Origin of the sequence: Rhizobium sp. 2YAF20 (genome assembly GCF_052114685.1) — a bacterium.
Taxonomy (GTDB): Bacteria; Pseudomonadota; Alphaproteobacteria; order Rhizobiales; family Rhizobiaceae; genus Rhizobium.
The window spans coordinates 12,898-36,430 of the sequence record NZ_JBFRFF010000011.1; the positions used below are offsets into that span (position 1 = coordinate 12,898).

The 23,533-nt window shown below is 59.8% G+C and carries 25 protein-coding genes; 9 read left to right on the forward strand and 16 right to left on the reverse strand.

The genetic code is table 11. The annotated features are described in order from the left end of the window. Nucleotides 1–103: 103 nt before the first annotated feature. Nucleotides 104–400 carry a transposase gene (locus AB4Z52_RS15415; protein WP_442218898.1) on the reverse strand — a complete coding sequence of 99 codons (297 nt, stop codon included), beginning with the start codon at nt 398–400 and terminating at the stop codon, nt 104–106. Nucleotides 401–450: 50 nt separating this feature from the next. On the opposite strand from AB4Z52_RS15415, the gene AB4Z52_RS15420 reads away from it, so the two are divergent. Next, nucleotides 451–693 carry a hypothetical protein gene (locus AB4Z52_RS15420; protein WP_442218806.1) on the forward strand — a complete coding sequence of 81 codons (243 nt, stop codon included), beginning with the start codon at nt 451–453 and terminating at the stop codon, nt 691–693. An 81-nt stretch (nt 694–774) separates the two neighbouring features. On the opposite strand, the gene AB4Z52_RS15425 is transcribed toward AB4Z52_RS15420, so the two are convergent. Next, on the reverse strand, nt 775–1,992 hold the full coding sequence (locus AB4Z52_RS15425) for a cytochrome-c peroxidase (RefSeq protein WP_442218899.1): 1,218 nt from the start codon (nt 1,990–1,992) through the stop codon (nt 775–777). Nucleotides 1,993–2,059: 67 nt separating this feature from the next. On the opposite strand from AB4Z52_RS15425, the gene AB4Z52_RS15430 reads away from it, so the two are divergent. Both AB4Z52_RS15430 and AB4Z52_RS15435 read left to right on the forward strand, forming a co-directional pair. Next, on the forward strand, nt 2,060–3,706 hold the full coding sequence (locus tag AB4Z52_RS15430; protein WP_442218807.1) for an acid phosphatase: 1,647 nt from the start codon (nt 2,060–2,062) through the stop codon (nt 3,704–3,706). Between the two features lie 211 nt (nt 3,707–3,917). Further along, nucleotides 3,918–4,091 carry a DUF1328 domain-containing protein gene (locus tag AB4Z52_RS15435; protein ID WP_442218808.1) on the forward strand — a complete coding sequence of 58 codons (174 nt, stop codon included), beginning with the start codon at nt 3,918–3,920 and terminating at the stop codon, nt 4,089–4,091. Nucleotides 4,092–4,094: 3 nt separating this feature from the next. On the opposite strand, the gene AB4Z52_RS15440 is transcribed toward AB4Z52_RS15435, so the two are convergent. From AB4Z52_RS15440 to AB4Z52_RS15490, 11 genes are all read right to left on the reverse strand, one after another. Beyond that, nucleotides 4,095–4,775 carry a DUF1345 domain-containing protein gene (locus tag AB4Z52_RS15440; protein ID WP_442218809.1) on the reverse strand — a complete coding sequence of 227 codons (681 nt, stop codon included), beginning with the start codon at nt 4,773–4,775 and terminating at the stop codon, nt 4,095–4,097. Between the two features lie 127 nt (nt 4,776–4,902). Further along, nucleotides 4,903–5,634, reverse strand: a complete 732-nt coding sequence (locus AB4Z52_RS15445; RefSeq protein WP_442218810.1) for an SDR family oxidoreductase — start codon at nt 5,632–5,634, stop codon at nt 4,903–4,905. A 47-nt stretch (nt 5,635–5,681) separates the two neighbouring features. Continuing rightward, on the reverse strand, nt 5,682–6,833 hold the full coding sequence (locus AB4Z52_RS15450; protein ID WP_442218811.1) for an extracellular solute-binding protein: 1,152 nt from the start codon (nt 6,831–6,833) through the stop codon (nt 5,682–5,684). Then, a complete protein-coding gene (locus AB4Z52_RS15455) occupies nt 6,823–7,281 on the reverse strand; it encodes a MaoC/PaaZ C-terminal domain-containing protein (protein WP_442218812.1) in 459 nt (152 codons plus the stop codon). The genes AB4Z52_RS15450 and AB4Z52_RS15455 overlap by 11 nt, the downstream gene beginning before the upstream one ends. 2 nt (nt 7,282–7,283) lie before the next feature. Further along, nucleotides 7,284–8,357, reverse strand: a complete 1,074-nt coding sequence (locus AB4Z52_RS15460; RefSeq protein WP_442218813.1) for a Gfo/Idh/MocA family protein — start codon at nt 8,355–8,357, stop codon at nt 7,284–7,286. Between the two features lie 48 nt (nt 8,358–8,405). Next, on the reverse strand, nt 8,406–8,735 hold the full coding sequence (locus AB4Z52_RS15465) for an L-rhamnose mutarotase (protein WP_442218814.1): 330 nt from the start codon (nt 8,733–8,735) through the stop codon (nt 8,406–8,408). A gap of 12 nt (nt 8,736–8,747) precedes the next feature. Further along, complete coding sequence (locus AB4Z52_RS15470) at nt 8,748–9,860, reverse strand: mandelate racemase/muconate lactonizing enzyme family protein (RefSeq protein ID WP_442218815.1); 1,113 nt, start codon at nt 9,858–9,860, stop codon at nt 8,748–8,750. Nucleotides 9,861–9,872: 12 nt separating this feature from the next. Then, nucleotides 9,873–10,985 (reverse strand): ABC transporter ATP-binding protein, encoded by a 1,113-nt coding sequence (locus AB4Z52_RS15475; protein WP_442218816.1) that lies wholly within the window; start codon nt 10,983–10,985, stop codon nt 9,873–9,875. Between the two features lie 4 nt (nt 10,986–10,989). Further along, entirely contained in the window at nt 10,990–11,856 is an 867-nt protein-coding gene (locus AB4Z52_RS15480; RefSeq protein WP_442218817.1) for a carbohydrate ABC transporter permease, read from the reverse strand. A gap of 2 nt (nt 11,857–11,858) precedes the next feature. Next, on the reverse strand, nt 11,859–12,752 hold the full coding sequence (locus AB4Z52_RS15485) for a carbohydrate ABC transporter permease (RefSeq protein WP_442218818.1): 894 nt from the start codon (nt 12,750–12,752) through the stop codon (nt 11,859–11,861). Between the two features lie 181 nt (nt 12,753–12,933). Further along, nucleotides 12,934–14,241, reverse strand: a complete 1,308-nt coding sequence (locus AB4Z52_RS15490; protein WP_442218900.1) for a sugar ABC transporter substrate-binding protein — start codon at nt 14,239–14,241, stop codon at nt 12,934–12,936. A gap of 188 nt (nt 14,242–14,429) precedes the next feature. Here AB4Z52_RS15490 and AB4Z52_RS15495 point away from each other — a divergent pair, with 188 nt between their 5' ends. From AB4Z52_RS15495 to AB4Z52_RS15510, 4 genes are all read left to right on the forward strand, one after another. Beyond that, complete coding sequence (locus AB4Z52_RS15495; protein ID WP_442218819.1) at nt 14,430–15,218, forward strand: IclR family transcriptional regulator; 789 nt, start codon at nt 14,430–14,432, stop codon at nt 15,216–15,218. 64 nt (nt 15,219–15,282) lie between these two features. Continuing rightward, entirely contained in the window at nt 15,283–16,119 is an 837-nt protein-coding gene (locus AB4Z52_RS15500) for an amidohydrolase family protein (RefSeq protein WP_442218820.1), read from the forward strand. A 34-nt stretch (nt 16,120–16,153) separates the two neighbouring features. After that, entirely contained in the window at nt 16,154–16,699 is a 546-nt protein-coding gene (locus AB4Z52_RS15505; RefSeq protein WP_442218821.1) for a MaoC family dehydratase, read from the forward strand. A 10-nt stretch (nt 16,700–16,709) separates the two neighbouring features. Next, entirely contained in the window at nt 16,710–17,876 is a 1,167-nt protein-coding gene (locus tag AB4Z52_RS15510; RefSeq protein WP_442218822.1) for a CaiB/BaiF CoA transferase family protein, read from the forward strand. 74 nt (nt 17,877–17,950) lie between these two features. Here AB4Z52_RS15510 and tal read toward each other — a convergent pair whose 3' ends face one another. Then, nucleotides 17,951–18,916 (reverse strand): transaldolase, encoded by a 966-nt coding sequence (gene tal / locus AB4Z52_RS15515; RefSeq protein WP_442218823.1) that lies wholly within the window; start codon nt 18,914–18,916, stop codon nt 17,951–17,953. Between the two features lie 383 nt (nt 18,917–19,299). Between tal and AB4Z52_RS15520 the strand changes: the two genes are divergently transcribed. Further along, nucleotides 19,300–20,295 (forward strand): sugar-binding transcriptional regulator, encoded by a 996-nt coding sequence (locus tag AB4Z52_RS15520; protein ID WP_442218824.1) that lies wholly within the window; start codon nt 19,300–19,302, stop codon nt 20,293–20,295. Nucleotides 20,296–20,310: 15 nt separating this feature from the next. On the opposite strand, the gene AB4Z52_RS15525 is transcribed toward AB4Z52_RS15520, so the two are convergent. Together AB4Z52_RS15525 and AB4Z52_RS15530 are read right to left on the reverse strand one after the other, a co-directional pair. Continuing rightward, nucleotides 20,311–21,183 carry a methylated-DNA--[protein]-cysteine S-methyltransferase gene (locus AB4Z52_RS15525; protein ID WP_442218825.1) on the reverse strand — a complete coding sequence of 291 codons (873 nt, stop codon included), beginning with the start codon at nt 21,181–21,183 and terminating at the stop codon, nt 20,311–20,313. Nucleotides 21,184–21,473: 290 nt separating this feature from the next. Beyond that, complete coding sequence (locus AB4Z52_RS15530) at nt 21,474–22,502, reverse strand: zinc-dependent alcohol dehydrogenase family protein (RefSeq protein ID WP_442218826.1); 1,029 nt, start codon at nt 22,500–22,502, stop codon at nt 21,474–21,476. A gap of 107 nt (nt 22,503–22,609) precedes the next feature. On the opposite strand from AB4Z52_RS15530, the gene AB4Z52_RS15535 reads away from it, so the two are divergent. Next, the gene (locus AB4Z52_RS15535; RefSeq protein WP_442218827.1) at nt 22,610–23,518 is read left to right on the forward strand and encodes a LysR family transcriptional regulator; all 909 of its coding nucleotides are present in this window, start codon (nt 22,610–22,612) and stop codon (nt 23,516–23,518) included. Nucleotides 23,519–23,533 lie beyond the last annotated feature (15 nt).

The following is a 23,533-nucleotide window of genomic DNA, read 5'->3' on the forward strand; positions in this document are numbered from 1 at the left end:
GCAAGCGATGACCCGAGCAACTTTAGGTAAAAGTTTATATGTGTTCCACAACACTGCATCATCGAAAAAGCTGGTCGTAACAGAACTTTGAATAGTGATGACTTCATCGCCCGCTGGCTGGTCTGGCCAAAGCGCTGATCAGCCCTGGGCGGATCAGAGCGCCTGAGAGACTCGCCGATCTAGTCTTGCCATTATTGATGCCGCAGAAAGCGGCATGCGCTCCAACCATCAACCGCGGATGTCGGTTGCCGATATTGGAAATCCAACCGAGCTCCGGAATGCCGCCACCCGAATATTGTCGAGGCACCAAGCCCAGCAAAGCCGCGAACTTTCGCCTACCTTCAAACAGCCTCGGATCCGGCACACTCGCCGACAGAGACGACGCCCAGCCGTTTGACAGGCCGACACTGGCTCTGCCTTGACTCGTTTCGTCTTCAAGAGCTAGCTGACATGATAGGAACCTCCGATTGGGTGACGATCATGGACGTAGAAAAGGCTATCGCGCTGGTCTCCGCTGCAGGCATCGAACTCACCGATCGCCGCCGCAACAGCAATGACGACGGATGGTCCGTCAGCTTTGCGAACGGAGCGGCGCTTGACGTGCACGACAGCGGCAAATTGTCTGCATCCGGTAACGGTGCCGACGCCGTCGCCAAGCTGCTCGGGCTGCCGGTCGAAACCGGAAACAGCTAGACCACAATTGCGCGCGGCATGTGTCGTGTGATGACCCGTCGTTGATGAGCCTTCCGACCGCCATTGTCTTCTTCCGCGGCGTCACGGTGTTTTCGTCCGGCCGTAACCGTCTGTCAGCGTTTTCAGGAATGCAACCACGTCATCGATTTCGGATGGGCTAAGAGCCGGTTTGTCGCCGGGATGGCGATCGAAAGGCGGGTCCATGTTGACGTTGGTCTTGGCCGCCTGCGGCAGGTCGTCGTATTTGTCGATGCTACCGTCGGCGCGATGCCTATACCAGTACCCCGGATCTGTTTCCCGTTCCACATAGAACTCCACTGCCTGGCGCAGCGAGTGGAAAACGCCGTTGTGGAAGAAGGTCTGGCGCAGTGCAACATTGCGCAGCGTCGGCGTGCGAAAAAGGCCGCAATACTCCTCCCGGCCGGCAAAGTCGCTGCGCAGCGGGCCGCACAGGCCGAGATCAAAATAGTGCAAATCCCTGTTGGCAGGAATGTCGGGATTGCGCGGCACGCCGAGCGCGATTAGCCCGTAGTCGGTGAATTGTGGCGGTGTGCCGTCGTTGCCGCGCTGGCTGACATGGCATGAGGCGCAATTGCCCTTATCGGGCGCCTCGAACAGATCGCGGCCCCTCGCCTCCTGCGCGCTCAGTGTCGCCTGCCCGGCGAGCACGGCATCGAATTTACTCGAATAGGGATAGAAGGTCCGATAATCCTGCTCGAAGACCTCGATGGCCTTGAGCGCGGTCTGATAGACAGTCAGCGGATCGGCCTGCCGGTCAGGCCCTGCAATGGCCGCGATCGTCTTGCCGTATCCGGCCGCAAGCAGCCGGCGGGCGACGTCGGCGTCGTCCCTATTGCCCATCTCAAAATCCGACAGCAACGGGATTTTGGCCTGTTCCCCGCCGCGGTCGACGCGCCCGTCCCAGGTCAGGCCGCCGGTCGCGCCGTTGTCGATGCTTTCGTCGGCGTCGTCCTCCGATTCGAAGAAATGCTCGGTGAAGGGTGGGACCGCCTGTAGGTATTTGAGGGACGGTACAGCCCTGACGCCCGGCTGGTGCAGGTCTCCACCGCCGAGCTGCACGGCAAGCGCGTTCGGCGGCCCGAAGGCATGGCCCGGATCATGACAGGAGGAACACGAGACCTTGCCCGAACCCGACAGGGACGGATCAAAGAACAATGCCCGTCCCAAATCGCTCAGGGCATCCGCCTGCCGGCGGGCCTCGGCGCGCGTGATCCCCTGCCCCACAACGCCGTCAGACGCTGCGGGGGAATTTTCCACCGCAATGCCGACCGTAACCATGCCTGCCACTGAGACAATCAGCAGAATTCCAGCCCGGCGCTTTGTCCTTGTGTCGTGAAGAGATTCTATGATTAGCTTCATGGATTGCATTCTGCGGCGTGTCTTCGGCGGCTGGCAAGGTAGGATCGCGGCAGCATGGAAAGATATCAACAAACGGGCGGCAAGGGGCACCAAGATGCGGGCGACATTGGTTCTGACAGTTTCGACAATCGGTCTTATCGCCGGCTCTCTTAGCTCCGCGTGGGCGGCGGGATCCAGCAAAGATCTGGACGCGATCGACACCGTCGTCGTGATCTACGCGGAAAACCGAAGCTTCGACAACCTCTATGGAAACTTTCCCGGCGCCGACGGGCTTCAGAACGCCTCCAGCACCGCGCTCGTCCAACTCGACCGCGACAACAAGGCGCTGACGGAGTTGCCACCTGTCTGGGACGGCCTGACGGCCAAAGGCGTCGTGCCGCCGGTGACGCAGGCGCAGACAGAGCATCTGGCGAACCGTCCCTTCTGGGTCGACGACCCCGCCGGCTTCAACCAGCCCCTTGGAACGATCACCCACGATCTCTGGCATCGCTTCTACCAGAACCAGATGCAGATCGACGGTGGTAAGAACGACAAGTTCGTCGCCTACGCCGATGCCGGCGCCATGGTGATGGGGCTGTGGGACGGTTCGAAGACGGCCATGTGGAAGGTGGCGCAGAAATATACGCTGGCCGACAATTTTTTTATGGGCGGCTTCGGCGGCTCGTTCTTCAACCATCAATGGCTGATCTGTGCCTGCGCTCCCTATTATCCCAACGCAGACACCACTCCAGCCAAGCCCTCGATCGCGGTTGTCGAACCAGACGGTGTGACGCTTAAGATCGCCGACAACTCCCCGAAATCGTCGCTCGACGGAATCCCGAAATTCGTCGGCGACGGAAACCTTTCACCCGATTTCTACGCCGTGAACACCATGCAGCCGGCCTACCAGCCGAGCGGCAATGCGCCGGCCGCTGGCGCCGATCCCGCGACTGCCGACCCCGCCAAGCCGACGACGCTACCGCCGCAGACAGAGCCGACGATCGGCGATCTCCTCAGCCTCAAGCATATCGACTGGGCCTGGTATAGCGGCGCATGGCAGGACGTCCTCGACCACGGCAACAAGACGCCGGTTCCCAATTTCCAGTATCACCACCAACCGTTCAACTATTATGCGAGCTTCGCGCCGGGAACGGCGGCGCGCGCCCAGCATCTGCGCGACGGTGGGCTGGGCGGCGCCGCGTTCATCAAGCAGATCGACGCCGGCACGCTACCACAGGTCTCCTTCTACAAGCCGCAGGGCGACCTGAACGAGCATTCGGGCTATGCCGACATCCAGGCCGGTGACCAGCACATCGCCGACCTTGTGGCCCATCTCGAAAAGAGCCCGCAATGGCCGCATATGCTCGTCGTCGTCACCTATGACGAGAACGGCGGCCTGTGGGACCATGTCGCGCCGCCGAAGGCCGACCGCTGGGGGCCTGGCTCGCGTATTCCCGCCATCATCATCTCGCCATACGCACGCCTCGGCTTTGTCGACCACACGCCGATGGACACGACCTCGATCCTGCGGTTCATCACGCGCCGCTTCGAGCTCCCGACGCTGCACGGCATCACGGTGCGCGACAATGCCGTGGCCTCCAACGGCGAGCCGCCTCTAGGAGACCTCACAAGCGCACTCGATCTGACGCACTGAGATCGGCATTCGCTACAAGCCAGCCCCATGTCTTCCGACCTGCCGACGGACAGACAGCAAAGGAAGCGCAAGATTTTCACGTGTCAGTTGCATCGACACAGACGCTGGCTATGCTTCGGTCAAAACATGAGACGCTCTAAATCGTTGATAGCGATGGAACAATTTGCCCCGCTGCCGCGTCTTGTCCCTGACAATCTTGAAGGACAATGACATGCTGAAATGGGCTCTTATCTTCTTCGTGATTTCACTGATTGCCGGCTTCTTCGGTTTTTCCGGCGTATCGGCCGCATCCGCGTCGATCGCCCGAATCCTGTTCGGCATCGCGCTGGTCATCTTCCTGATCTTCCTGGTTCTGGCGCTCATGGCCGGCAGTGCCGTCCTCTGACCATCAGAGCAGGCTTGCACCCACATTGATCGCCAGCGCCAATATTGTCGTGTTGAACAGAAACGACAATACGCTGTGCAGCAAGGCAAGCCGCCGCATCAGCGGCGTTGCGATTGCAACGTCGGCCGTCTGGGCTGCAACACCGATGGTGAAGGAGAAGTAGAGAAAGTCCCAATAGTCGGGCTCCTCGATACCTTCCGCAAAGCGCAATGCCGGCTTGTCACCTTGAGTGGCATAAAAGCCGTGCGCGTAGTGGGTCGTGAACAGGGTGTGCAGGAACACCCATGATATCAGGATGGTAAGGATGGCCACCCCTGCGCGCGTCGCGGCGACCCCCGGCGGCGCATCCTTGATGCCGCTAAGCTCAAGGGCGATCCCGCCGATGCTGGCGAGTGCTGCCGCGATCGCCAGGAACAGCACGACGAGTTCCGAAAAATCAAGATCGGCGGAGCGCTGGCGAATGCGGTGAACGTTCGATGTCAGCATTCGGTACCAGGTCAACCCAATGTAGAGCGCGGCGCCGCAGTTCCAGCTTGTCAGGAGGTTATGGGCGTTGAGCTGACGGGAGGTTAGCAGGATGAAAACGGCAAGACTGGCAAGTGCGGCAAGAATGACGCTCTGATGTTTGAAAAACAGGCTCACGTAGGGAGAACGCGCCGGTCGGCGCTTATCATCCAGCTGCATGCCGACACTCCGACCTCATTGCTTGGTACCTTGATATACGCCTGTCGCCGCTGCGGGCAAGGAATTGCTCGACGCGAAAAGGCCCCGACTGATCGGGGCCTCTCAGACTTGAATATAGTGTCCGACTTCAGCCCGTCCAGCCGCCGTCGATGACGTGGATCTGGCCGGTGGTAAAGCCTGCTTCGTCGCCTGCCAGATAGGTGACAAGTGCTGCCACTTCCTTCGGATCGGCAATGCGGCCCATCGGCTGGCGGGCGATAAAATCCTTCATCGCCTTGTCGTAGTCGCCGGTTGCCCGCAGCCGATCATGCAGCGACGGGCTGTCGACGGTACCCGGGCAAATGGCGTTGGCGCGAATGCCCTTGGCAACGAAGTCGGCAGCGATCGACTTGGTAAGGCCGATGACGGCCGCCTTGGAGGCGCAATAGGCAAAGCGGTTCGGAACACCTTTCACGCTAGAGGCGACGGAGGCCATGTTGACGATCGAGCCCTTGCCCTTTTCCAGCATGCCCGGCAGGAAGGTCTTGCAGGTCATGTACATCGCCTTGGCGTTGAGATTGAAGGAGAAATCCCAATCCTTCTCCTCGCAATCGAGAATCGTTCCGCTATGAACGAAGCCGGCGCAGTTGAACAGTACGTCGATACTGCCGATCTTTTCGCCGAATGCCTTTACGCCGGCGCCGTCGAGCACGTTGAGGACATGGGTTTGCGCGCCTTCGAGCGTGGAGAGCGCCGCCTCATTGATGTCGGTGGCGATAACGCGGGCGCCCAGCGAAATGAAGCGTTCCGCCGTCGCGCGGCCGATCCCCTGCCCTGCGGCCGTGATCAAAACGGCCTTGCCTTCCAGTCCATGTCCCATATCGAAAATCCTTGTCTCTATTACAGTTTAGAAGTTTGAAAGCCGTTTCAGGCCGGTCGTGATTGGGCGAAGAGCTCGTTGAGCTTGTCGAGAAGAACTCTATGTCGGGCACCGTTGCGCAGTCCACCGGTAATGAGTTCAGAAGCCTGCTGCTGAAACGCCATGTAGCCGTCGTGACGTGGCCGCACGAAGGCACCCTCAAGCGTCGCCCGCGTGTTGCGGTAGAAGTTGAGCGTCCGGCCGTTCACCTTGTCGTTTGTCCAGGCGTCGGAATGGCCCGGCTGGCCGTTCGAAGCCGCGTAAGGCCCGGCTTGCACCGGGCCGCTCGATATCCACCTGGCGAAGGCTTTCGCCTGGTCGGGCGCCGCTGTCTTTGCGGAAACTGCAATCCCCGTACCACCAAGCGCCGAACCCGCAGGAGGTCGGCCGGCGATGACCGGAATATCGGCAAAGGCGATGCGGGCCGGTCGAAAACCGGCAAAGGAATAGCTGACATAGCCATAGATGAACGGCGAAACGTCGCAGGGGCAATCGGTCTTGCCCATCTGATCGAGCACCTCGATCGGATCCATCTTGTCGCAGGCGGGGTCCATCCGGCTGACCAGTCGCGCCATCCAATCCAGCGCCACTTCCCCGCCTTCCCGGGAAATCAGCTCCGGGCCTTCGACGCTGCACGGAAAACCGAGATGTGCCGCAAGCGTATAGAAGGTCATCAGCGAATGCGGCGGCCGCATCGGCAGGATCGCCTTGCCCGCAGCGGCCAACCTGATGATTTCCTCCAGATCTCTAACCGGGCCGCCGATGCGGTCCGGTCGGTAAGCCTGCACTTGCGTCGCCGCATCGATCGGGAAAGCCCATTGCCGACCCTGCCAATTGTAGCTCGGATAGGAGCGACCGACGGTTCCGGCGGCGATCGCCTCGATCTCGGCGCCGAACTCGGCATCGTCGAGCGGCAGAAGGCAATCCTCGCGGGTGATCTGACCGACATGCGGGTGGTCGATGACGATGAGGTCGTAGGCGGCGGCCAGTTCATCGACCGGGAATGCTTCGAAATCCTGCAGCGATCGTTTTTCCCATGTGATCTCGTCGCCGGTCTTGTCATGCCAGAGCGTGGAGCAGGCCACCATCGGATCATAGCCGCGCGGATGCGACCAGGTCATTGCCTTGAGCTTCACCATCGATTTGCTCTCAACCTGCATTTCTGGTTTTGCTCTCGACGAGCAGGATGTGATCGGCCGCCAGCACCACCTCGTCGCGCTGGTTGAAAACTTCGCAGCGCTCGACCACGCGGCCGAAACCGGGACGCTTCGGATCGTCCTCCTTGGCAGAGATGGTGACGCGGGTCCGGATCGTGTCGCCGATGTGGACCGGACGGATGAACCGCAGCCGGTCGTATCCATAGGAGAATGCCACCGGATTGATCAGCGATGCCGTCAGGCCGACACCGATCGCAAAGATCATGGTGCCATGGGCGATGCGCTGTCCGCCAGGCAAGCTCTTTGCAAATTCCGCATCCATGTGATGCGGAAAGAAATCGCCCGTATGCCCGGCATGGACGACGAAATCCGTCTCGGTGATCGTGCGGCCACTGGTAAGCCGCACTGAGCCCAGCGCATAGTCTTCGAAATAGATCGCCTGCTCGGACATGTTTAGCCTTTCGGTAGAGCGGCAACCGGCGTTGCCGGCATTGCGCTCGATTGATAGGCGGCCTCGACGAGCGCCATCGTCTGCCAGGCGTCCTCGACAGACCCCACCAGCGTCTGATCTTCGCCGGAGGCAAAACGCTGCAGGTTGGCCATGCGATTGATGAAGGCGTCGGGAAACCACGCACCCTCGAGCTTCACCTCGACCCAATCCCTGCCGTCGGCAGGGCGAATCCACAGCTCGTCCGGCTCGCCGCGGGGATAGTCGAGGTTGACGCCAAGCTTGATATAGGCCGCCCCCTTGGTTCCGGAAATTCGGAATTCGCAGGCCTGGAACTTGCGTCCGAAATCATGGTCGTGGTTGACCGAGAGCACGCAGCGGACCCTGTCGCCATAGTCGAGGATCGCGGCGGTTCGCGTCTGCGCCACGTCGTGGTTCGGATGGCCGAGCGTCTTTGCGTGCACACCGAGCGGATTGCCGAGCAGGCCGCGGATGAAGTCGAAATAGTGGATCGAATGCATGGCGATCTCGATGCGCGGCAATCCCTTCAGGAACGGCCAAAGCCCCCACGGGGTCGCAAGCGCCAGCAGCGCGTCGAAGTCGACGACGTCGCCGAGATGGCCTTTTTCGACCGCATCGTAGAGCGCCAGCATCATCGGCGCGAACCGCAGCTGGAAATTGACAGCTGCCTCTATGCCCCGTTCACGGCAGACGTTGAGGATCTCTGTCGCCTCGTCCAGATCGCCGCCCATCGGCTTCTGGATCAGGGCGAAAGAGCCGCGCGGCAGGGCGCTCAACACGGCGGCGTGTGCTCCAGGCGGCGTCGCCAGATCGAAGATCGCACCCTCGACGGCCAGCGCTTCGCTCTGCGTGGCAAAGGCGCGGATGTCCCACTGGCTTGCCAGTGCCTGGGCTTTTTGAAGGTTCGGATCAAACAATCCTGCAACGGGAAAACCCGCCTTCCTATAAGCCGGCAGATGCGCGTCGCCAACAATGCTTCCGGCCCCGAGGATGACGATGGGCCGCATGACGGATGGCTTCGGCCACCATTGTCGGAGGGTTTTTGGGTCGAAGGTCATGCGCGCTCCTCCACCCTCCCCCACATGGTGGCGGTAGAAATTGCTGTCTCAACCAAGATGAAACACCTCCTCCATCATCGCCCACCACTCGCCTTGCTTGCGGCTCTCGAACGGCTTCTGGCAGGGGATGCAGACGGACCACCATTCCTGGTTCTTCGGACTTGCCGCCACCCTGGCCATATCGGCCTTAAAATCGATCCCTACATATTCCCAATAGCCGAACAGGAGATTTTCGGGCTCCTTTAGGAAGATCGAATAGTTGGTGATGTTGCAAGAGGTGATCAGCTCGAGGATTTCCGGCCAGACAGCCGCGTGCAATTCCTTGTATTCGGCGACTTTCGACGGCTCCAGGCCGATCACCATTCCCATCCGCTGCATGCCATCCTCCCCTTAGCTGCGAACTTCTGTCGTGAACTCGGCAACCGACTGGGCTTTGATCGCTTCCCAGTCCCAGGCGACGCCGAGGCCCGGCTCGGATGGCGCAATGGCGCAGCCGTTGCGGATTTCCATCCCCTTTGTGGTCAGGTCGTCGAGCTGGGGAATATATTCGACATACTTGCCGTTCGGGACGGCGCAGACAAGGCTGACATGCAGCTCCATCAAAAAGTGCGGGCAGACGGGGATATCGAACGCCTCGGCCGCGTGCGCCACCTTCAGCCAAGGCGTTATACCGCCAATACGAGCAACATCGACCTGGACGATCGAGCAGGCGCCCTTCTGCATATATTCGCGGAAATGCCGGATCGAATACATCGATTCCCCGACCGCAATTGGCGTCGGCGTCGAGCGCGCCAGACGGATATGGCCGTCGAGGTCGTCAGCCGGCAAGGGTTCCTCGATCCAGGCAAGATCGAGTTCCTTCAACCGCGCAGCACGGCGGATCGCCTCATCGACGGTGAAGCCCTGATTGCAATCGGTCATGATCTCGAAGCCGTCGCCAAGTGCTGCGCGAATGGCCGAAAGACGAGCGTAGTCCTCCGATCCGTGCGGCTTGCCGATCTTGACCTTCGAGCCGGAAAAGCCCTTTGCCTTGGCGGCAAGTGCATCCTCGACCAGGGCTTCCTTTTCGATATGAAGCCAGCCGCCCTCGGTCGTGTAGAGCCGGCAGCTGTCCTTGGCGCCGCCGGCAAGCTTCCAAAGCGGCAGGTTCTGTTTCCGGGCGCGCAGATCCCACAGCGCCGTGTCGACGGCGGCAAGCGCCAGCGCCGTGATCGCGCCGATCGTCGTTGCGTGCGTGGCGAACTCCATTTTGTGCCAGATTGCCTCGATGCAATCGGCATCCTCGCCGACCAGAAGCGGCACGAGATGGTCCGACAGCAACCGCATGACGGAGGAGCCGCCTGTGCCGATGGTGTAGCTGTAACCAGTGCCGACAGCGCCGTCGGAATCGGTGATGGTGACGATCGGCGTTTCCTGGCTGACGAAGCTCTGGATGGCATCCGTCCGCTTCACCTTCGGCACCAGATTGACCATCCGAAGTTCAATTCTTTCGATGCGCGCCATATCAGGTCCTCCTCAGATTGCAGCCGTCTCGACTGCAAGCGTCTTGCCGGTTTCCGCCGAAAACAGATGGGCCTGGGACAGGTCAAAGCTCATCTTCAGCTGCTCCCCGCTTTTCAATGCGCGCGGGTTGAGCATGCGCGACACCCACTCGCGGCCGGCGAACTCGACGAAGACCAGGGTCTCGTTGCCGAGCGGCTCGGTGATCGAAACCGGGATGGTCACCTCATGCACTGCGCTGTCTAAGCCGGATGAAAGCCCGTGTCCGGTCGGGAAAATGTCGTCCGGGCGAAGGCCGAAGACCACCTTGTCTCCATCCCTTACCTGGCCACGGAACTGTTCGGGCAACGGAATCTTGTCGCCGTTCTTGAAGACGATCGAACCCGCGGTGACCGTTGCTTCCTCCATGTTCATCGGCGGTGAGCCGATGAAGCCGGCGACGAAGCGTGTTGCCGGACGCTTGAACACCTGGTCCGGCGTCCCGACCTGCTCGATATAGCCGTCGCGCATGATGACGATGCGATCTGCAAGCGTCATCGCCTCGACCTGGTCGTGGGTCACATAGATGACGGTCGATCGTACCTTCGCATGGAGTTTCTTGATCTCGGTGCGCATCTGGGTCCGCAGCTTGGCATCGAGGTTCGACAGCGGCTCGTCGAACAGGAACACCTCCGGCTTGCGCACGATGGCACGCCCCATGGCAACACGCTGGCGCTGGCCGCCCGAAAGCTGTGCCGGACGTCGCTCCATGAGCGTATCCAGCCCGAGAATTGCCGCCGCCTCGTTAACCCGGCTGTCGATCTCCGGCTGCGCGACCTTGGCGATCTTCAGCGAGAAGCCCATGTTCTCGCGCACCGTCATATGCGGATAGAGCGCATAGGACTGGAAAACCATTGAGATATTGCGGTCGCGCGGCGGCAGGTCGTTGACCACGATACCGCCGATTTCAAGCGTGCCGCCGGAGATATCCTCAAGGCCGGCGATCATGCGCAGCGTCGTCGATTTGCCGCAGCCGGACGGCCCGACGAGTGCGACGAACTCGCGATCCTTCACGTCGAGGTCGATACCGTGGACCACTTCGAGTGCGGCGTAGCGCTTGACGAGTTTTTTGAGCGAGACTTGAGCCATGCTGTCAACCTTTGACCGCGCCGAATGTCAGACCGGACACCAGGTGCTTTTGAATGATGAATGTAAGGGCGAGCGCCGGAACGATCATGACGACTGCAAGCGCGCACATGCCGCGCCAGTCGATGGTGAACTCCGAGGTGTAGTCGAGTAGGCCGACCGGCAAGGTCTTCGAATTGACCGACCGCGTCAGCTGCGAGGCGAGCGCATATTCGTTCCAGCAGGTGAGAAAGGCAAAGATGCCGGCAGAGGCGATGCCGGGACCGGCCAGCGGAAACTCGACCTGCCAGAATGCCTGCCAGCGCGTGCAGCCATCGATCTGCGCCGCTTCTGCGAGATCCTTCGGCACCTGGCGAAAGAACCCGTCGATCAGCCATATGGTGAAAGGAACATTGAGCGCGACATAGGTGAGGATCAGCCCGAAGTGGGTGTCGATGATCCCCACGCGCGAGTAGACCATGAAGATCGGTAGCGACAGGGCGACGCCGGGCACCGAGCGCGTCAGCATCAGCCCGAGGAAGACGCCCGATTTGCCGCGGAACCGAAAGCGCGCGAAGGCATAGCCGCCCGACATGCCGATGATCAGCGCGATTGCAGTTGAGGTGATGGAGATGACAAGCGAATTGCGGAAGTATTCCCAGACGGGGATACCGCCTTGCCCAAGCCCGCCGAACATGGCGCGATAGGCGTCAAGAGAGAGTTCGCGCGGGATCCAGACCGGCGGCTTCGCCATGATCTCCACCGTTGGCCTTAGCGAACTCAAGACGATCCAGAGGCCGGGCAGGCAGATGACGAGCATCGCCAAGAACAGGCCGATGAGATAGGCGATATTCCAGAGACGACGGCGAATGCGTTGTTCAGCGTTGCGATCCATGATTACCACTCCGCTCCGATCTGGGTGCGGGCAAGCGCAAGCTTACGGAAAAAATAGACGGTAAAAGCGATCGACAGGAAGATCGAGACATAGGCCATGGCGTTGGCAAGCCCCATCTGCGCGTCCGCATAGGCCGTCCGGCCGACCAGCGTCCAGATCAGCTCGGTGCGCCGGGCCGGGCCACCGTCGGTCATGATCTTGACGATGTCATAGGCACGGGCGACGTCGAGAGAGCGGATCGTCATGGCGATGAAGGCAAAGGGCATCAGGAACGGCCAGGTGACATAGCGGAAGGTCTGCCAGGGCGTGCAACCATCAACCTTTGCAGCCTCCACCGGCTCCTGCGGCATCGCGAACAACCCCGCCAGAATGAGGATGGCAAAGACCGACGTCGAGGACCAGACCTCGGCGACGACGATCGCAAACAGCGCCAGATTGCCGTCGATCAGCCAGGGAATTGCATTGCTGGTGACCCCCAGCGACTGAAGCGCGTTGTTGATGATGCCGACATTGTCGTTGAACATGAATTTGAACTGGAAGCCGACAAGCACCGGCGAAAACATCATCGGAAACATCATCATCGTTCTAAGGATGCGCTTGCCGTGGGTCGCCTTGTTGACCAACAGCGCCAGGCCAAGGCCGAGCAGCATTTCCAGATTGAGGGCGATCGTCAGAAGCACCACGGTGCGCACGAAAGCGGCCAGGAACACCGGATCGCTCAGGATGCGGATGTAGTTGCGCAGGCCGACGAAGACGAAGAGCGAATCCGGCCGGGTCAGGCGAAATGGCGTGAAGCTGGAATAGAACGACAGCAGCAACGGAAACAGCACGACCGCCACGAGGACGATAATCGCCGGCAAAAGCAGCAGGGCCGGTGGGGATATTCTCTTGAACATAGTTTGCACCTGTCGGCGTTCCGTGGCTGCCTGGAACGCTATTTCATGGGCGGGCGGCCAGAACCGCGCCTTGCTACAGCCGGAACGACCGGCCCTTTCAAAAGGCGCAGGCCAGAGGCCGCTTGAGAGGCAGTGAGGAACCCGCACCCCTTGCCGGGGGTACGGGTTCCTGGTTCGATGATCAGAGTGAGCCTGCGTCCTTCAGGACGTCAGACGCCTTCTGGGCAGCGGTATCGAGCGCTTCCTTGGAGGTCTTATCGCCGAGGATGGCGGCCTGAAGCTCAGGATAGACCACGTTGGAGATTTCGATCCATTGCGGCGTGCGCGGAACCGGGAAGGCGTATTTCATCGATTCCTGGAACGTGCTCAGCACTTCCTTCTTGTAGGGGTCCGATGCGGCCTGCTGGATATCCCAATCCCATACCGCCTTGCGGGTCGGCAGCGTGCCGTTGGCCGCTTCAAGCTTCTGCGAATCGTCGTTGGTCAGGAACCAGACCAGCGATGCGGCAGCGTCCTTGTGGGCGCAGGCTTCGGTGACCGAGAAGCCGTGATGACCCGACCAGCCGGTATGCTTGCCAGACGAGCCGACGGGCTGCACGACGACGCCGACATTGCCGGCGATCTTGGAAGATTTCGGATCGTTGAAATAGGTTGCCCAGCCCGGCCAATCGAGATCGAGCGCGACGGTGCCGGACGCAAAGCCGGCGCCAAGGTCGTCCCAAAGGTAGTTGGTCGTGCCGGCCGGAACCGCTTTCGCCTTGTACATGTTGACGAACCAGTCGAGCGCGCGAACGCCTGCCTCGGAATTGAAGGCCGGCTTGCCGTCCTTGCCGAGATACTCGCCACCTTCGGCGACCAGCATTTCAAAGAAGCGACCGTTGATCGCCTCTTCCTTGCCCGGGAACTGCGTGCCGAAGAAATTCGGCGGATTGGCAAAGAAGATCGACTGGTCGGTCACTTCTTTCCAGGTCTTCGGCGGAGCCAGATCATAGCCATATTTCGCCTTGAACGCCGTCTTCTTGGCGTCATCGGTGTAAAGGCTCTTCTGGTAATAAAGCGCCGAAACGTCAAATTGCGCGCGCGGCAGCATGATCAGGCGATCGTTGATCGTCGAGGCCTGGATGGTCGAATCGACGAATTTGCCGATCTCTTCCTTCGGCAGCAGCTTGTTGAGATCGGTGTAGAGATCAGGATATTGCGGCGCGAAAGACGAATGGTTCGAACCGATGCACCAGCTGATCGCGCCCGACGCCATGTCCGACTTGATTTCCTTGTCGAGCTCGAAGTGATTCTTCTTGGAAAGAATGTTGACCTTGGCGCCGGTCTCCTTCTCCCACTCGGCGATGCGCGCATAGAGCGGCTCATATTGCTGGCCGCCGATCAATTTTGCATCGATCGATACGCCGGGGAACTTTCCCGGCAGATCGGCAGCGAATACGGCCGAACTTGCAAGCAATGCCAATATCCCGGCTGCAATGCCGGCTTTCATTCTGGTCATTGGAACTCCTCCCATTGCGTCGGACCGCAGTCCGACCCTCCTCCACGATCCAAATATGGATCATTGATTTATATGTAAACATCATATTCTTAAGTGGTCAAGCAGAGATCAACAACCATTGCAAATGCCGTTCATTCATATATGAACATATCGCACTATAAATGCATGATGAGGCAGGCATGACAGCCGAAGACGACAATGACCGCTACAGGGCCCCGGCGCTGGACAAGGGCCTTGATATTCTCGAGCTGCTATCGAGGGTCGATGGCGGTCTGACGCAGGCGGAAATTTCCAAGCAGCTCGGCAAAAGCCCCAATGAGTTTTACCGCATGCTCGACCGCCTCGTCAGGCGCGGCTACGTGCAGCGCCAGGAGGGCGATCGCTTCTTCCTGACGCTGAAGCTGTTCGGGCTTGCCCACTTCCACGCTCCGGTCCGCCGCCTTGTCTCGTTTGCAGCGCCGCTCATGCGCGAATTTTCCAAACGCGCCGAGCAGGCCTGCCATCTGGCCGTCTTCGATCGCGGCTCGGTGGTGGTCATCGCCCAGCAGGATTCGCCGACCTATTGGGGCATCTCGATCCGCGTCGGAGCACAGATCAATCTCTTCAATACCGGTTCCGGTCACATCCTGCTCGCCTTCCGAAACGACAAACAGCGTCGAATGATGATTTCGGAGCAGCAGCGCCGCGAAGACGATGTCGCGATGCCGGATGATCTTGCAGACAAGCTGCAGTTCATCCGGGAACGTGGATTTGAGACCATGGACAGCCTGCAGACAACCGGCGTGCGCAACATTTCCGCCCCGGTACTGGCGCTCGACGGCAATGCGCTGGCAGCACTGACTTGTCCCTATATCCAGCCGGTCAATCGGCAAGCGCCAAGCTACGAGAAAGTGATAGAATTGGTTCGCGCCGCAGCCGCGGACGTGTCGAATACGGTCGCCGGCACCGTAGACGAGGCTGAGCTGTAATTTCTATTTGAATAAATTATTCTTCTGTGAGTATATATGGCAACGGTTCATGGGAGGACAGGCCTTGCTTTTCGATAGTCATCTTCACATCATCGACCGGGAGAGGTTGAATTACCCCTGGCTGGAGGGGGCAGGCTCATTGAACCGCGACAGCCTTTACGCCGACTATGCGCGCGATGCGCACCGGTGCGCAATCACCGACACGCTGCACATGGAAGTGGATGTCGCAGCAGGGGATATCGAGGCGGAAACGGCGTTTGTCCAAGAGCTGAGCCGCCAGCCTGGCAGCCTGATCCGCGGCGCGATTGCCTCCTGCCGGCCAGAGGAAAACGGCTTTGCCAGTTATCTCGAGCGCGTTGTCGAAAATCCGTTCGTTAAGGGTTTTAGGCGGGTCCTCCATGTCGTTGCGGACGAACTTTCCGAAGGCGCCCTTTTCCGCGAAAACCTGAGACGACTGACGGGAACGCGCCTGACCTTCGATTTCTGCGTGTTGCCGCATCAGATTGCCAAGGCGATCGCGCTGGTCGACCTTAACCCTGATGTCCAGTTCATCCTCGACCACTGCGGCGTTCCCGCCGTCAAGGACGGCCTCAGCGACATCTGGAAGACCGGTATCACCGAAATTGCCCAGAGACCCAATGTTGTCGTCAAGATTTCGGGCGTGGTCGCCTATGCCGATCCGGATAGCTGGACGGTTGATACGCTGCGGCCCTTCTTCGAGCATTCCGTTGCAAGTTTCGGTTGGGATCGCGTCATCTGGGGCAGTGACTGGCCGGTCTGCACGCTCGGTGGCGGACTGACGACCTGGGTCGCGGCAACCCACGCACTGACGTCGGGCTGCAGCCTCGATGAGCGCGCAGGCCTCTATCAGCGCAACGCCAGGCGCCTCTGGAACCTGTGAGCGTTTCAATCGAACCTATTGAAAGGCAAGGATCATGGCAGCGACCGTTGGCGTTTCCAGCACCCATCCAAAGACGATGCCGGACGATCATTCCGCCCTTCCGGTCTGGAATGCGGAGAACTGGTTTTACGAGGACTTCGAGATCGGCCACAGGATCCGCTCGCTTCGCCGCACCATTTCCGAGGGCGAATCGATGCAGTTCAATGCGTTGGTTCTCGACATGCATCCCTATGTCGGCGATCAGATTTTCGCCGAGACGGAAGGCCTGTTCGGCAAGCGGCTCGTTGCCGGCGCCTTCGTGTTCTCAGCAGGTCTCGGGCTTGTCGCGACGAACTGCATCAATGCCTTTTCCTACGGCTACGACAAGCTGCGCTTCATCAAGCCGACCTTCATCGGCGACACCATCTACACGATCCGAACCAACCTCGACAAACAGCCGAAATATGCGCAGCTGGGCCTGATCCGCGCTTCCTACGAAGTATTCAAGGGTGAAGGCGAACTCGTTCTCTACTGCGAGCACATCCAGACCGTGCGCTACAAGAGCGGCCGGCCGACTGAGGCACCCGCTCTTAAGGACTGAGGACAATTCAATGAATGAGAAGACCGAAGAGAGCCTGCTGTCGGGCATCACCGTGCTCGACATGAGCCAGTTCCTGGCCGGGCCGATGGCGGCGCTGCGCCTTAGCGATCTCGGTGCACGGGTCATCAAGATCGAGCGGCCGGATGGCGGCGATCTCTGCCGGAGGCTTTATCTGAGTGACACCGAGATCGGCGGTGACAGCACTTTGTTTCACGCCATCAATCGCGGCAAGGAAAGCTTTGCCGGCAATATGAAGGACCCCGAAGACCTGAAGACGATCCATGCCTTGATCGCGCGGGCCGACGTCGTCATCCAGAACTTCCGCCCGGGCGTGATCGAGCGGCTCGGCCTCGACTATGACAGCGTGAAGGCAATCAATCCCCGCATCGTCTACGGCAGCATCACCGGCTATGGCGCCGCCGACGAATGGCGCGCCCTGCCCGGGCAGGATCTTCTCGCCCAGGCACGCTCCGGCGCGATGTGGTTGAACGGCGAGGCCGATGACGGCCCTGTTCCCTTCGGTCTTGCCGTCGCCGACATGCTTGCCGGAAATCTGCTCGTGCAAGGCATACTTGCCGGCCTCGTCCGGCGCAGTGTCACCGGTGCGGGCGTGCACATAGAGACGAGCCTGCTCGAAGCGATGATCGACTTCCAGTTCGAGGTGCTGACGACGCATTTGAACGATGGCGGACGCCTGCCGAAGAAGTCGTCGGTGCGCAACGCCCACGCCTATCTCGCAGCACCCTATGGCGTCTATCAATGTTCCGATGGCTGGGTGGCTCTTGCGATGATGCCGCTTGCGAAACTTGCGCCACTCCTCGACCTGCCGGCGCTCGAAAGCTACAGGTCGGAAGAAGCCTTCTCGCGCCGTGACGAGATCAAGACCATGATAGCCGGCAAGCTTCGCCAGAAGACCGTGAAGGCCTGGCTCGCTATCCTCGAGCCGGCCGATATCTGGGCGGCCGAAGTGCTCGACTGGCCAAAGCTGATGCAGACAGCCGCCTTCCGGCAACTCGACATGCTGCAAACCGTCTCCCGCGATGGCGGCGTCTGCGTCCGCACCACCGCCAGCCCGATCCGCGTCAACGGTCACCGCCACAAGAACGACCTTGCCGCCCCGACGATCGGCTATCAATCGGCCGATCTCCGCGCAGAACTTGCCGCACGCACGAAGTGACGTAGGCGCCTTACGCAAAAGGCCCAGCTGCAAAATGTGCAGCCGGGCCTTCTATTGTTTCAGACCTCTATTGCTCAAGCGGCAGCGAGCTGCAGCTCCTTGGTGACCATCGTGCGCAGGGTCACGAGATCCTTGGCGAACTGACGGATGCCTTCGGCAAGCTTTTCTGTTGCCATCGCATCTTCGTTCATCATCCAGCGGAAGGTCTTCTCGTCGATCGCAATCTTTGCGGCCGGCTTCTTGTTGTCGGGCGAAAGCTTGCGCTCGAGCTTGCCTTCGTCCTTAGACAATTCGTCGAGCAGATTGGGGCTGATGGTCAGGCGGTCGCAGCCAGCCAGCGCCTCGACTTCGGCAGCACTTCGGAACGAGGCGCCCATGACGATCGTCTTGATATCATTGGCCTTGTAGTAGTTGTAGATATCACGGACGGACAGAACGCCCGGATCTTCTTCCGGCGTGTAGTCCTTGCCGGTCGACTTCTTGTACCAGTCGAGAATGCGGCCGACGAAGGGCGAGATCAGGAACACCTTGGCGTCGGCGCAGGCAACGGCCTGCGCCTTGCTGAACAGCAGCGTCAGATTGCAGTCGATGCCTTCTTTCTGGAGCACTTCGGCAGCGCGGATGCCTTCCCAGGTCGAGGCGAGCTTGATCAGGATCCGGTCCTTTTCGATGCCGCGCTCCTTATAGGCAGCAACAATGCTATGCGCCTTGGCGATGGAAGCCTGGGTGTCGTAGGAGAGGTCGGCATCCACTTCGGTCGAGACGCGACCGGGGACGAGCTTCGACAAGGCAGCACCGACTGAAATCGCCAGGCGGTCGGCGACGGAAGATGCGACCGCTTCCGGATTGCCGGACTGCTTCCTGCCCCAGGCAACCGCTTCCTTGAAGGTGTCGGCAAACATCGGCGTTCCGAGCGCCTTCAAAACGATGGACGGATTTGTCGTGCAATCGACCGGCTTCAGTCGAGCCACGGCCTCGATATCACCGGTGTCGGCGACGACGGTCGTCATGCCGCGGAGTTGGTCAAGTTTGGAAGTCATGATGGATATCCTCGTTGAATTGAGACTGTTGACCGGCGCAAATCCCGTCCGGCTTTCTCGTAGACGGTACGAATGTTTCAGGCGGATGACCGCTTCCCTTGTCCAATCCGCCAACAACGGATTTGCCGAAGGGAATGTTCCATGGGCGACAGCCCCGCAGACCCGCACATTGTCCTCCTCGTGGACAAGACCGAATTCCTCACCTCGACTATCGCCAATCCAGCGGCTGAAAGTCAAGGACATTTGTGCATTTCAATTGACATAAGTTTCATGTCATAGAATATCAATGGCGACGAGGCCGGCATTGCGAATTCTATCATGCGCAAAAGTGCTGCTCTTGTCATTTGCGATCGCAATGTCGGACGCTATTTTTCGGAGGATCCGTGGTCAAGCTCAGACGGGGAACGCACACCGCCTATTCCGAAACGGCGTCGCTGCGGCTTCGGGCAGCCTGGCTCTATTACAACCAGGGCCTGACGCAGAAGGATGTCGCCGAGCAGCTCGGCATCAGCCGTACTACCGTCATCCGCTTGCTTGACGAGGCAATGCGCCGCAGCGAGGTGCAGATCTGGATCAACGAGGGCATCGACGATTGTGTCGAGCTGGCCATCAAGCTCGAGCGCGCCTTCGGGCTGGACGAGGCAATCGTCGTGCCGGCCCCGGCAAGCGCCGATGCGAACGCACAGGCAAAATGCGTCGGCCTGGCGCTCGGCCAGTTTCTGTCGGAAGCCATTCCCGATGACTATACCATCGGCGTCGGCTGGGGCCGGACGATGACGGCGTCGCTGGCAAGCTTTCGCCCGCCTCGCCGCGACAACTGCAAGGTCGTTTCTCTGCTTGGCGGCATCGTCGCCGTGCACCAGACCAACCCCATCGACTATACCTGGAGACTGGCAAGTCAGCTCGGTGCCGAATGCTACATGTTTCTGGCGCCGCTTCTGGTCGATTCCATCGCCACCAAGCGCAATCTCATCGAAAAATGCGGGTTGGAATCGATCTACCGCCTTGCCGAAGACCTTGATCTTGCCATCGTCAGCTGCGGCGACATAGGCCCGCATTCCACATCGCTGTCGGAGGGCTTCATCTCGCCGGCCGAGCTGGACGAATTGATCGCGGCCGGCTGCGTCTGCGATACCATGTTCAATTTCCTCGATGCCGAAGGCAATTCGATCGATCACAGCATCAACAGCCGCGTCATGTCGGTCGATCTCGACACGCTGAAGAAAGCCCGCCACATCGTCCTGTCCTCAGGCGGGGCGCATCGCGCAGTGGCGATCAACGCCACGATAAAGAGGATCGGCTGCAACACGCTGATAACAGACGAAAGCGCCGCCAAGGCGCTCCTCGAACTCCACGAAAGCCAGGCTATAGCGGCCTGACTCCAGCCTTCCGCCTTAAGCCTTGCCGGCTTCCCACCCAAGCATCGCCCGCTTGCGCGTCAGGCCCCAATGATATCCGGTCAAAGCGCCGTTCTTGCCGATCGCGCGGTGGCATGGCACGACGAAGGAAATCGGGTTGCTGCCGACGGCGGCGCCAACCGCCCGGCTGGCCGTCGGCTGCCCGATGTCCCTGGCGATATCCGAATAGGTGACAGCCCGGCCCATGGGGATCTTCAACAGGCATTGCCAGACGCGAACTTGGAAGTCGGTGCCGAGCAGGACTATTCGCAGCGGCTGATCCGACGACCAGTTGCCCGGCTCGAAGATGCGCCTGGCATAGCTCTTCGTTGCCTCGGTATCCTCGACGAATTTCGCGTTCGGCCAGCGCGACGTCATGTCGGCAAGGCAGGCCCCATTGTCGCCGCCGTCGCCGAAGGCAAGACCCGCAAGACCGCGATCCGTCGTCATGACCAGCGCCGTCCCAAACGGGCTCTGGTGGAAGCCATAGCGGATGACAAGCCCACCGCCCTTTGCCTTCCATTCGCCGGGCGACATCGCCTCATGCGTAACGAAAAGGTCATGCAGCCGGCTCGGGCCGGAAAGGCCAACCTCGATCGAGGTCTCGAGCAGCGGCATGTTTTCCTGCCGCAACAGTCGTTTGGCATGGTCGAGGGTCACGGCCTGCAGAAATGCCTTGGGCGAAAGGCCCGCCCAGCGTGTGAAGGTCTTTTGCAATTGCGTCGGTGATTGGTGCAGGTGAGCAGCAATCGCCTCGAGCGAAGGTTGCTCGCGATATTCCAGCGTCAGATATTCGATGACATTGCGGACGATATCGTAGTCAGGGCCCTCGGGCGTGATGTCAGCCTGGAGCTGAGGTACCATATTCATGATCTTTCTCCTTTGACCCGAAGATGATCATTCCTTGGCAGGGTTGCCACCCATTTCTTGCACAACCCGCTAAATTCCGGAATTGCATCGTATGACAATTGAGCCGAGTGGAATACGGCTTTTTGCGCATGAAATATAATTTTGCACTTAGCTACGAAACAAAGGCGAATTTGATAAATTAGACCTGGCAAAGGCGCGCAGGCTTTCGCCAGGTCTAGCGGCATTTCAGAACGACGATTCGGTGCCTTTGGGGATGCTTTCCAGAACACTTCGTTTTCTGGTGTGCTTGATCAAAGCGAGAGATCGATGACGATCTTGCCGAAAGCACCGCGATTGAGATGCTCGAGGGCTTGCGGGAGGTCTGATAAGCTGTAGCGAGCGTCGATGATCGGTTTCAGTTCCAGTTCATCGACCGCCTTGACCAAGTCGTTCTGAGCCCGGTGATGTCCAACAGCAATACCCTGAATGACGGGCCCCTTCAGAAGGAGCGGGCCGACGGACGCGGATAAATGATTGCCTTCCAGGACGCCAATCATGGATATATGGCCGCCGGGTGTAACGGCGGCAAGCGCCTTGGCCAGATGGGGTCCGCCAACAACTTCAAGAACGTGATCGACGCCACGGTCCGCTGTGATATCGTAGACCTTCTCGACCCAGTCCTCGTGATTTCGGTTGATCACGAAGTCAGCAATCCCCAGCGCCTTCGCCCTCTCGAGCTTCTCGTCACTGCCGGAAACGAGGATGACAGTCGCACCCTTCGCTTTCGCGATCTGGGCGCCGAACAGCGCGACGCCGCCTGTGCCCTCGATCAGGACGGTTTGGCCATTGCTGAGGTGACCTAATTCGACGAGAGCAAACCAGGCCGTCAAGCCGGCGCACGGCAAGGTACTGGCCTCGGCCTCGTCCAGCGACGACGGGCCTTTTGTCAGCCAGGCAGCCGGAAAGACCGCATATTCTGACAGCACGCCCGGATAGTGACCGCCGAGCGCCTGATAATAGGCTTGCCGGCCAGATCCGAGCGGTCGACCATCTTTCCACTCCGGAAAGAATGTCGAGAGAACCCGATTACCGACCGCGAATTCCTTGACGGAGTTTCCTGTTCTCACGACCGTCCCCGACATGTCGGATGCCAGCGTCGCCGGCCAGGTGAGCGGGCCTAGGTTTCCAGCGATAACGTCTTGATCGCGGTAGTTGAGTGCGACTGCGTTGACCTTGACGAGCACCTCATCGTCTCCAAACGCGGGAATCGGCACGTCTTTGAGCTTTAGATTCTCCCGGCCGAAAGCCGACAATTCCCAGCGACGCATTTGCTTCTGCATGACTTCAATCCTTTCTTGACCAATGAAAGGGACGCTATCACTTCGCTAGGTGCTACAGTTGCGCCGTTTTTGCTCGACTATGGTGCGTTTGACACTACAATAAATGCATGACAATACCCATGAGTGATATCCCAGTTTTCATCTGCGCGGTTGAGGCTAGAGGTTTTTCCGAAGCCGGCCGGCGGTTGAACCTGTCGAGGTCTTCAGTTGGGAGGGCGGTCGCCCGCCTGGAGGCCGAGCTAAAGGTCAGGCTGTTCGATCGAACCACCCGCCACCAGAACGTCACCGCAGACGGACAGCTCTTTTTTGAACATTGCCAGAGAGCAATTTCGGAAATTCGTTCTGCCGAGTCAGCTTTCGAGTCGGGTTTGAGCAAGCCGCGTGGGAAGCTTAGAGCGTCTATGCCGGTCTTGTTCGGCCGCATGTGTGTAGCGCCGATTCTCAGGGATCTTGCGAGGGCGCACTCAGAGCTCGAATTGGAGCTTAATTTCAGCGACCGCAAAGTCGATCTGTTGGAGGAAGGCTTCGACCTAGCGATCCGCAATGGCTCTCCGGGTAATGGGGCGGGAATGCGAATCCGTCGTATCGGCCACGAGGAAACGATGGTGTACGCCGCCCCGGCTTATCTCCAAGCCCGAGGCGAGCCGGAAACCGTGTCAGACCTTGCCTTGCACGATACCATCACATATGGGCGCAGCGGTTGGGTGCAGCCTTGGGCGCTGCAACATGACGGGGCTGCTTACAAGTTCAACCCGACCTCTCGATTCCGTTTCGACGATCTGGATGCCATCGCAGATGCCGCCGCAGAAGGCCTCGGGCTGGCGTGGCTTCCATACTGGCTTGTCAGGAACCGCCTCAAATCCGGAGAACTCGTAAGAGTAATGCACCAGATATCACCTCACGTGTCGGAAGTGTGGGCCGTGTGGCCAGAGGGATCTCACCTTCCCACCCGCGTGCGGTCTGCTATCGACGCACTTGCAGCAGCATTGCCCAAGGTCGCATCACCTGAATACTGACGTCATGTGCTGTTA

Coding starts and splice junctions, on each gene's coding strand:
- AB4Z52_RS15420 (WP_442218806.1), top strand. CDS start 451: ATGATAGGAACCTCCGATTGGGTGACGATCATGGACGTAGAAAAGGCT.
- AB4Z52_RS15425 (WP_442218899.1), bottom strand. CDS start 1,992: ATGGTTACGGTCGGCATTGCGGTGGAAAATTCCCCCGCAGCGTCTGAC.
- AB4Z52_RS15430 (WP_442218807.1), top strand. CDS start 2,060: ATGATTAGCTTCATGGATTGCATTCTGCGGCGTGTCTTCGGCGGCTGG.
- AB4Z52_RS15435 (WP_442218808.1), top strand. CDS start 3,918: ATGCTGAAATGGGCTCTTATCTTCTTCGTGATTTCACTGATTGCCGGC.
- AB4Z52_RS15440 (WP_442218809.1), bottom strand. CDS start 4,775: ATGCAGCTGGATGATAAGCGCCGACCGGCGCGTTCTCCCTACGTGAGC.
- AB4Z52_RS15445 (WP_442218810.1), bottom strand. CDS start 5,634: ATGGGACATGGACTGGAAGGCAAGGCCGTTTTGATCACGGCCGCAGGG.
- AB4Z52_RS15450 (WP_442218811.1), bottom strand. CDS start 6,833: ATGCAGGTTGAGAGCAAATCGATGGTGAAGCTCAAGGCAATGACCTGG.
- AB4Z52_RS15455 (WP_442218812.1), bottom strand. CDS start 7,281: ATGTCCGAGCAGGCGATCTATTTCGAAGACTATGCGCTGGGCTCAGTG.
- AB4Z52_RS15460 (WP_442218813.1), bottom strand. CDS start 8,357: ATGACCTTCGACCCAAAAACCCTCCGACAATGGTGGCCGAAGCCATCC.
- AB4Z52_RS15465 (WP_442218814.1), bottom strand. CDS start 8,735: ATGCAGCGGATGGGAATGGTGATCGGCCTGGAGCCGTCGAAAGTCGCC.
- AB4Z52_RS15470 (WP_442218815.1), bottom strand. CDS start 9,860: ATGGCGCGCATCGAAAGAATTGAACTTCGGATGGTCAATCTGGTGCCG.
- AB4Z52_RS15475 (WP_442218816.1), bottom strand. CDS start 10,985: ATGGCTCAAGTCTCGCTCAAAAAACTCGTCAAGCGCTACGCCGCACTC.
- AB4Z52_RS15480 (WP_442218817.1), bottom strand. CDS start 11,856: ATGGATCGCAACGCTGAACAACGCATTCGCCGTCGTCTCTGGAATATC.
- AB4Z52_RS15485 (WP_442218818.1), bottom strand. CDS start 12,752: ATGTTCAAGAGAATATCCCCACCGGCCCTGCTGCTTTTGCCGGCGATT.
- AB4Z52_RS15490 (WP_442218900.1), bottom strand. CDS start 14,241: ATGAAAGCCGGCATTGCAGCCGGGATATTGGCATTGCTTGCAAGTTCG.
- AB4Z52_RS15495 (WP_442218819.1), top strand. CDS start 14,430: ATGACAGCCGAAGACGACAATGACCGCTACAGGGCCCCGGCGCTGGAC.
- AB4Z52_RS15505 (WP_442218821.1), top strand. CDS start 16,154: ATGGCAGCGACCGTTGGCGTTTCCAGCACCCATCCAAAGACGATGCCG.
- AB4Z52_RS15510 (WP_442218822.1), top strand. CDS start 16,710: ATGAATGAGAAGACCGAAGAGAGCCTGCTGTCGGGCATCACCGTGCTC.
- tal (WP_442218823.1), bottom strand. CDS start 18,916: ATGACTTCCAAACTTGACCAACTCCGCGGCATGACGACCGTCGTCGCC.
- AB4Z52_RS15525 (WP_442218825.1), bottom strand. CDS start 21,183: ATGAATATGGTACCTCAGCTCCAGGCTGACATCACGCCCGAGGGCCCT.
- AB4Z52_RS15530 (WP_442218826.1), bottom strand. CDS start 22,502: ATGCAGAAGCAAATGCGTCGCTGGGAATTGTCGGCTTTCGGCCGGGAG.
- AB4Z52_RS15535 (WP_442218827.1), top strand. CDS start 22,610: ATGACAATACCCATGAGTGATATCCCAGTTTTCATCTGCGCGGTTGAG.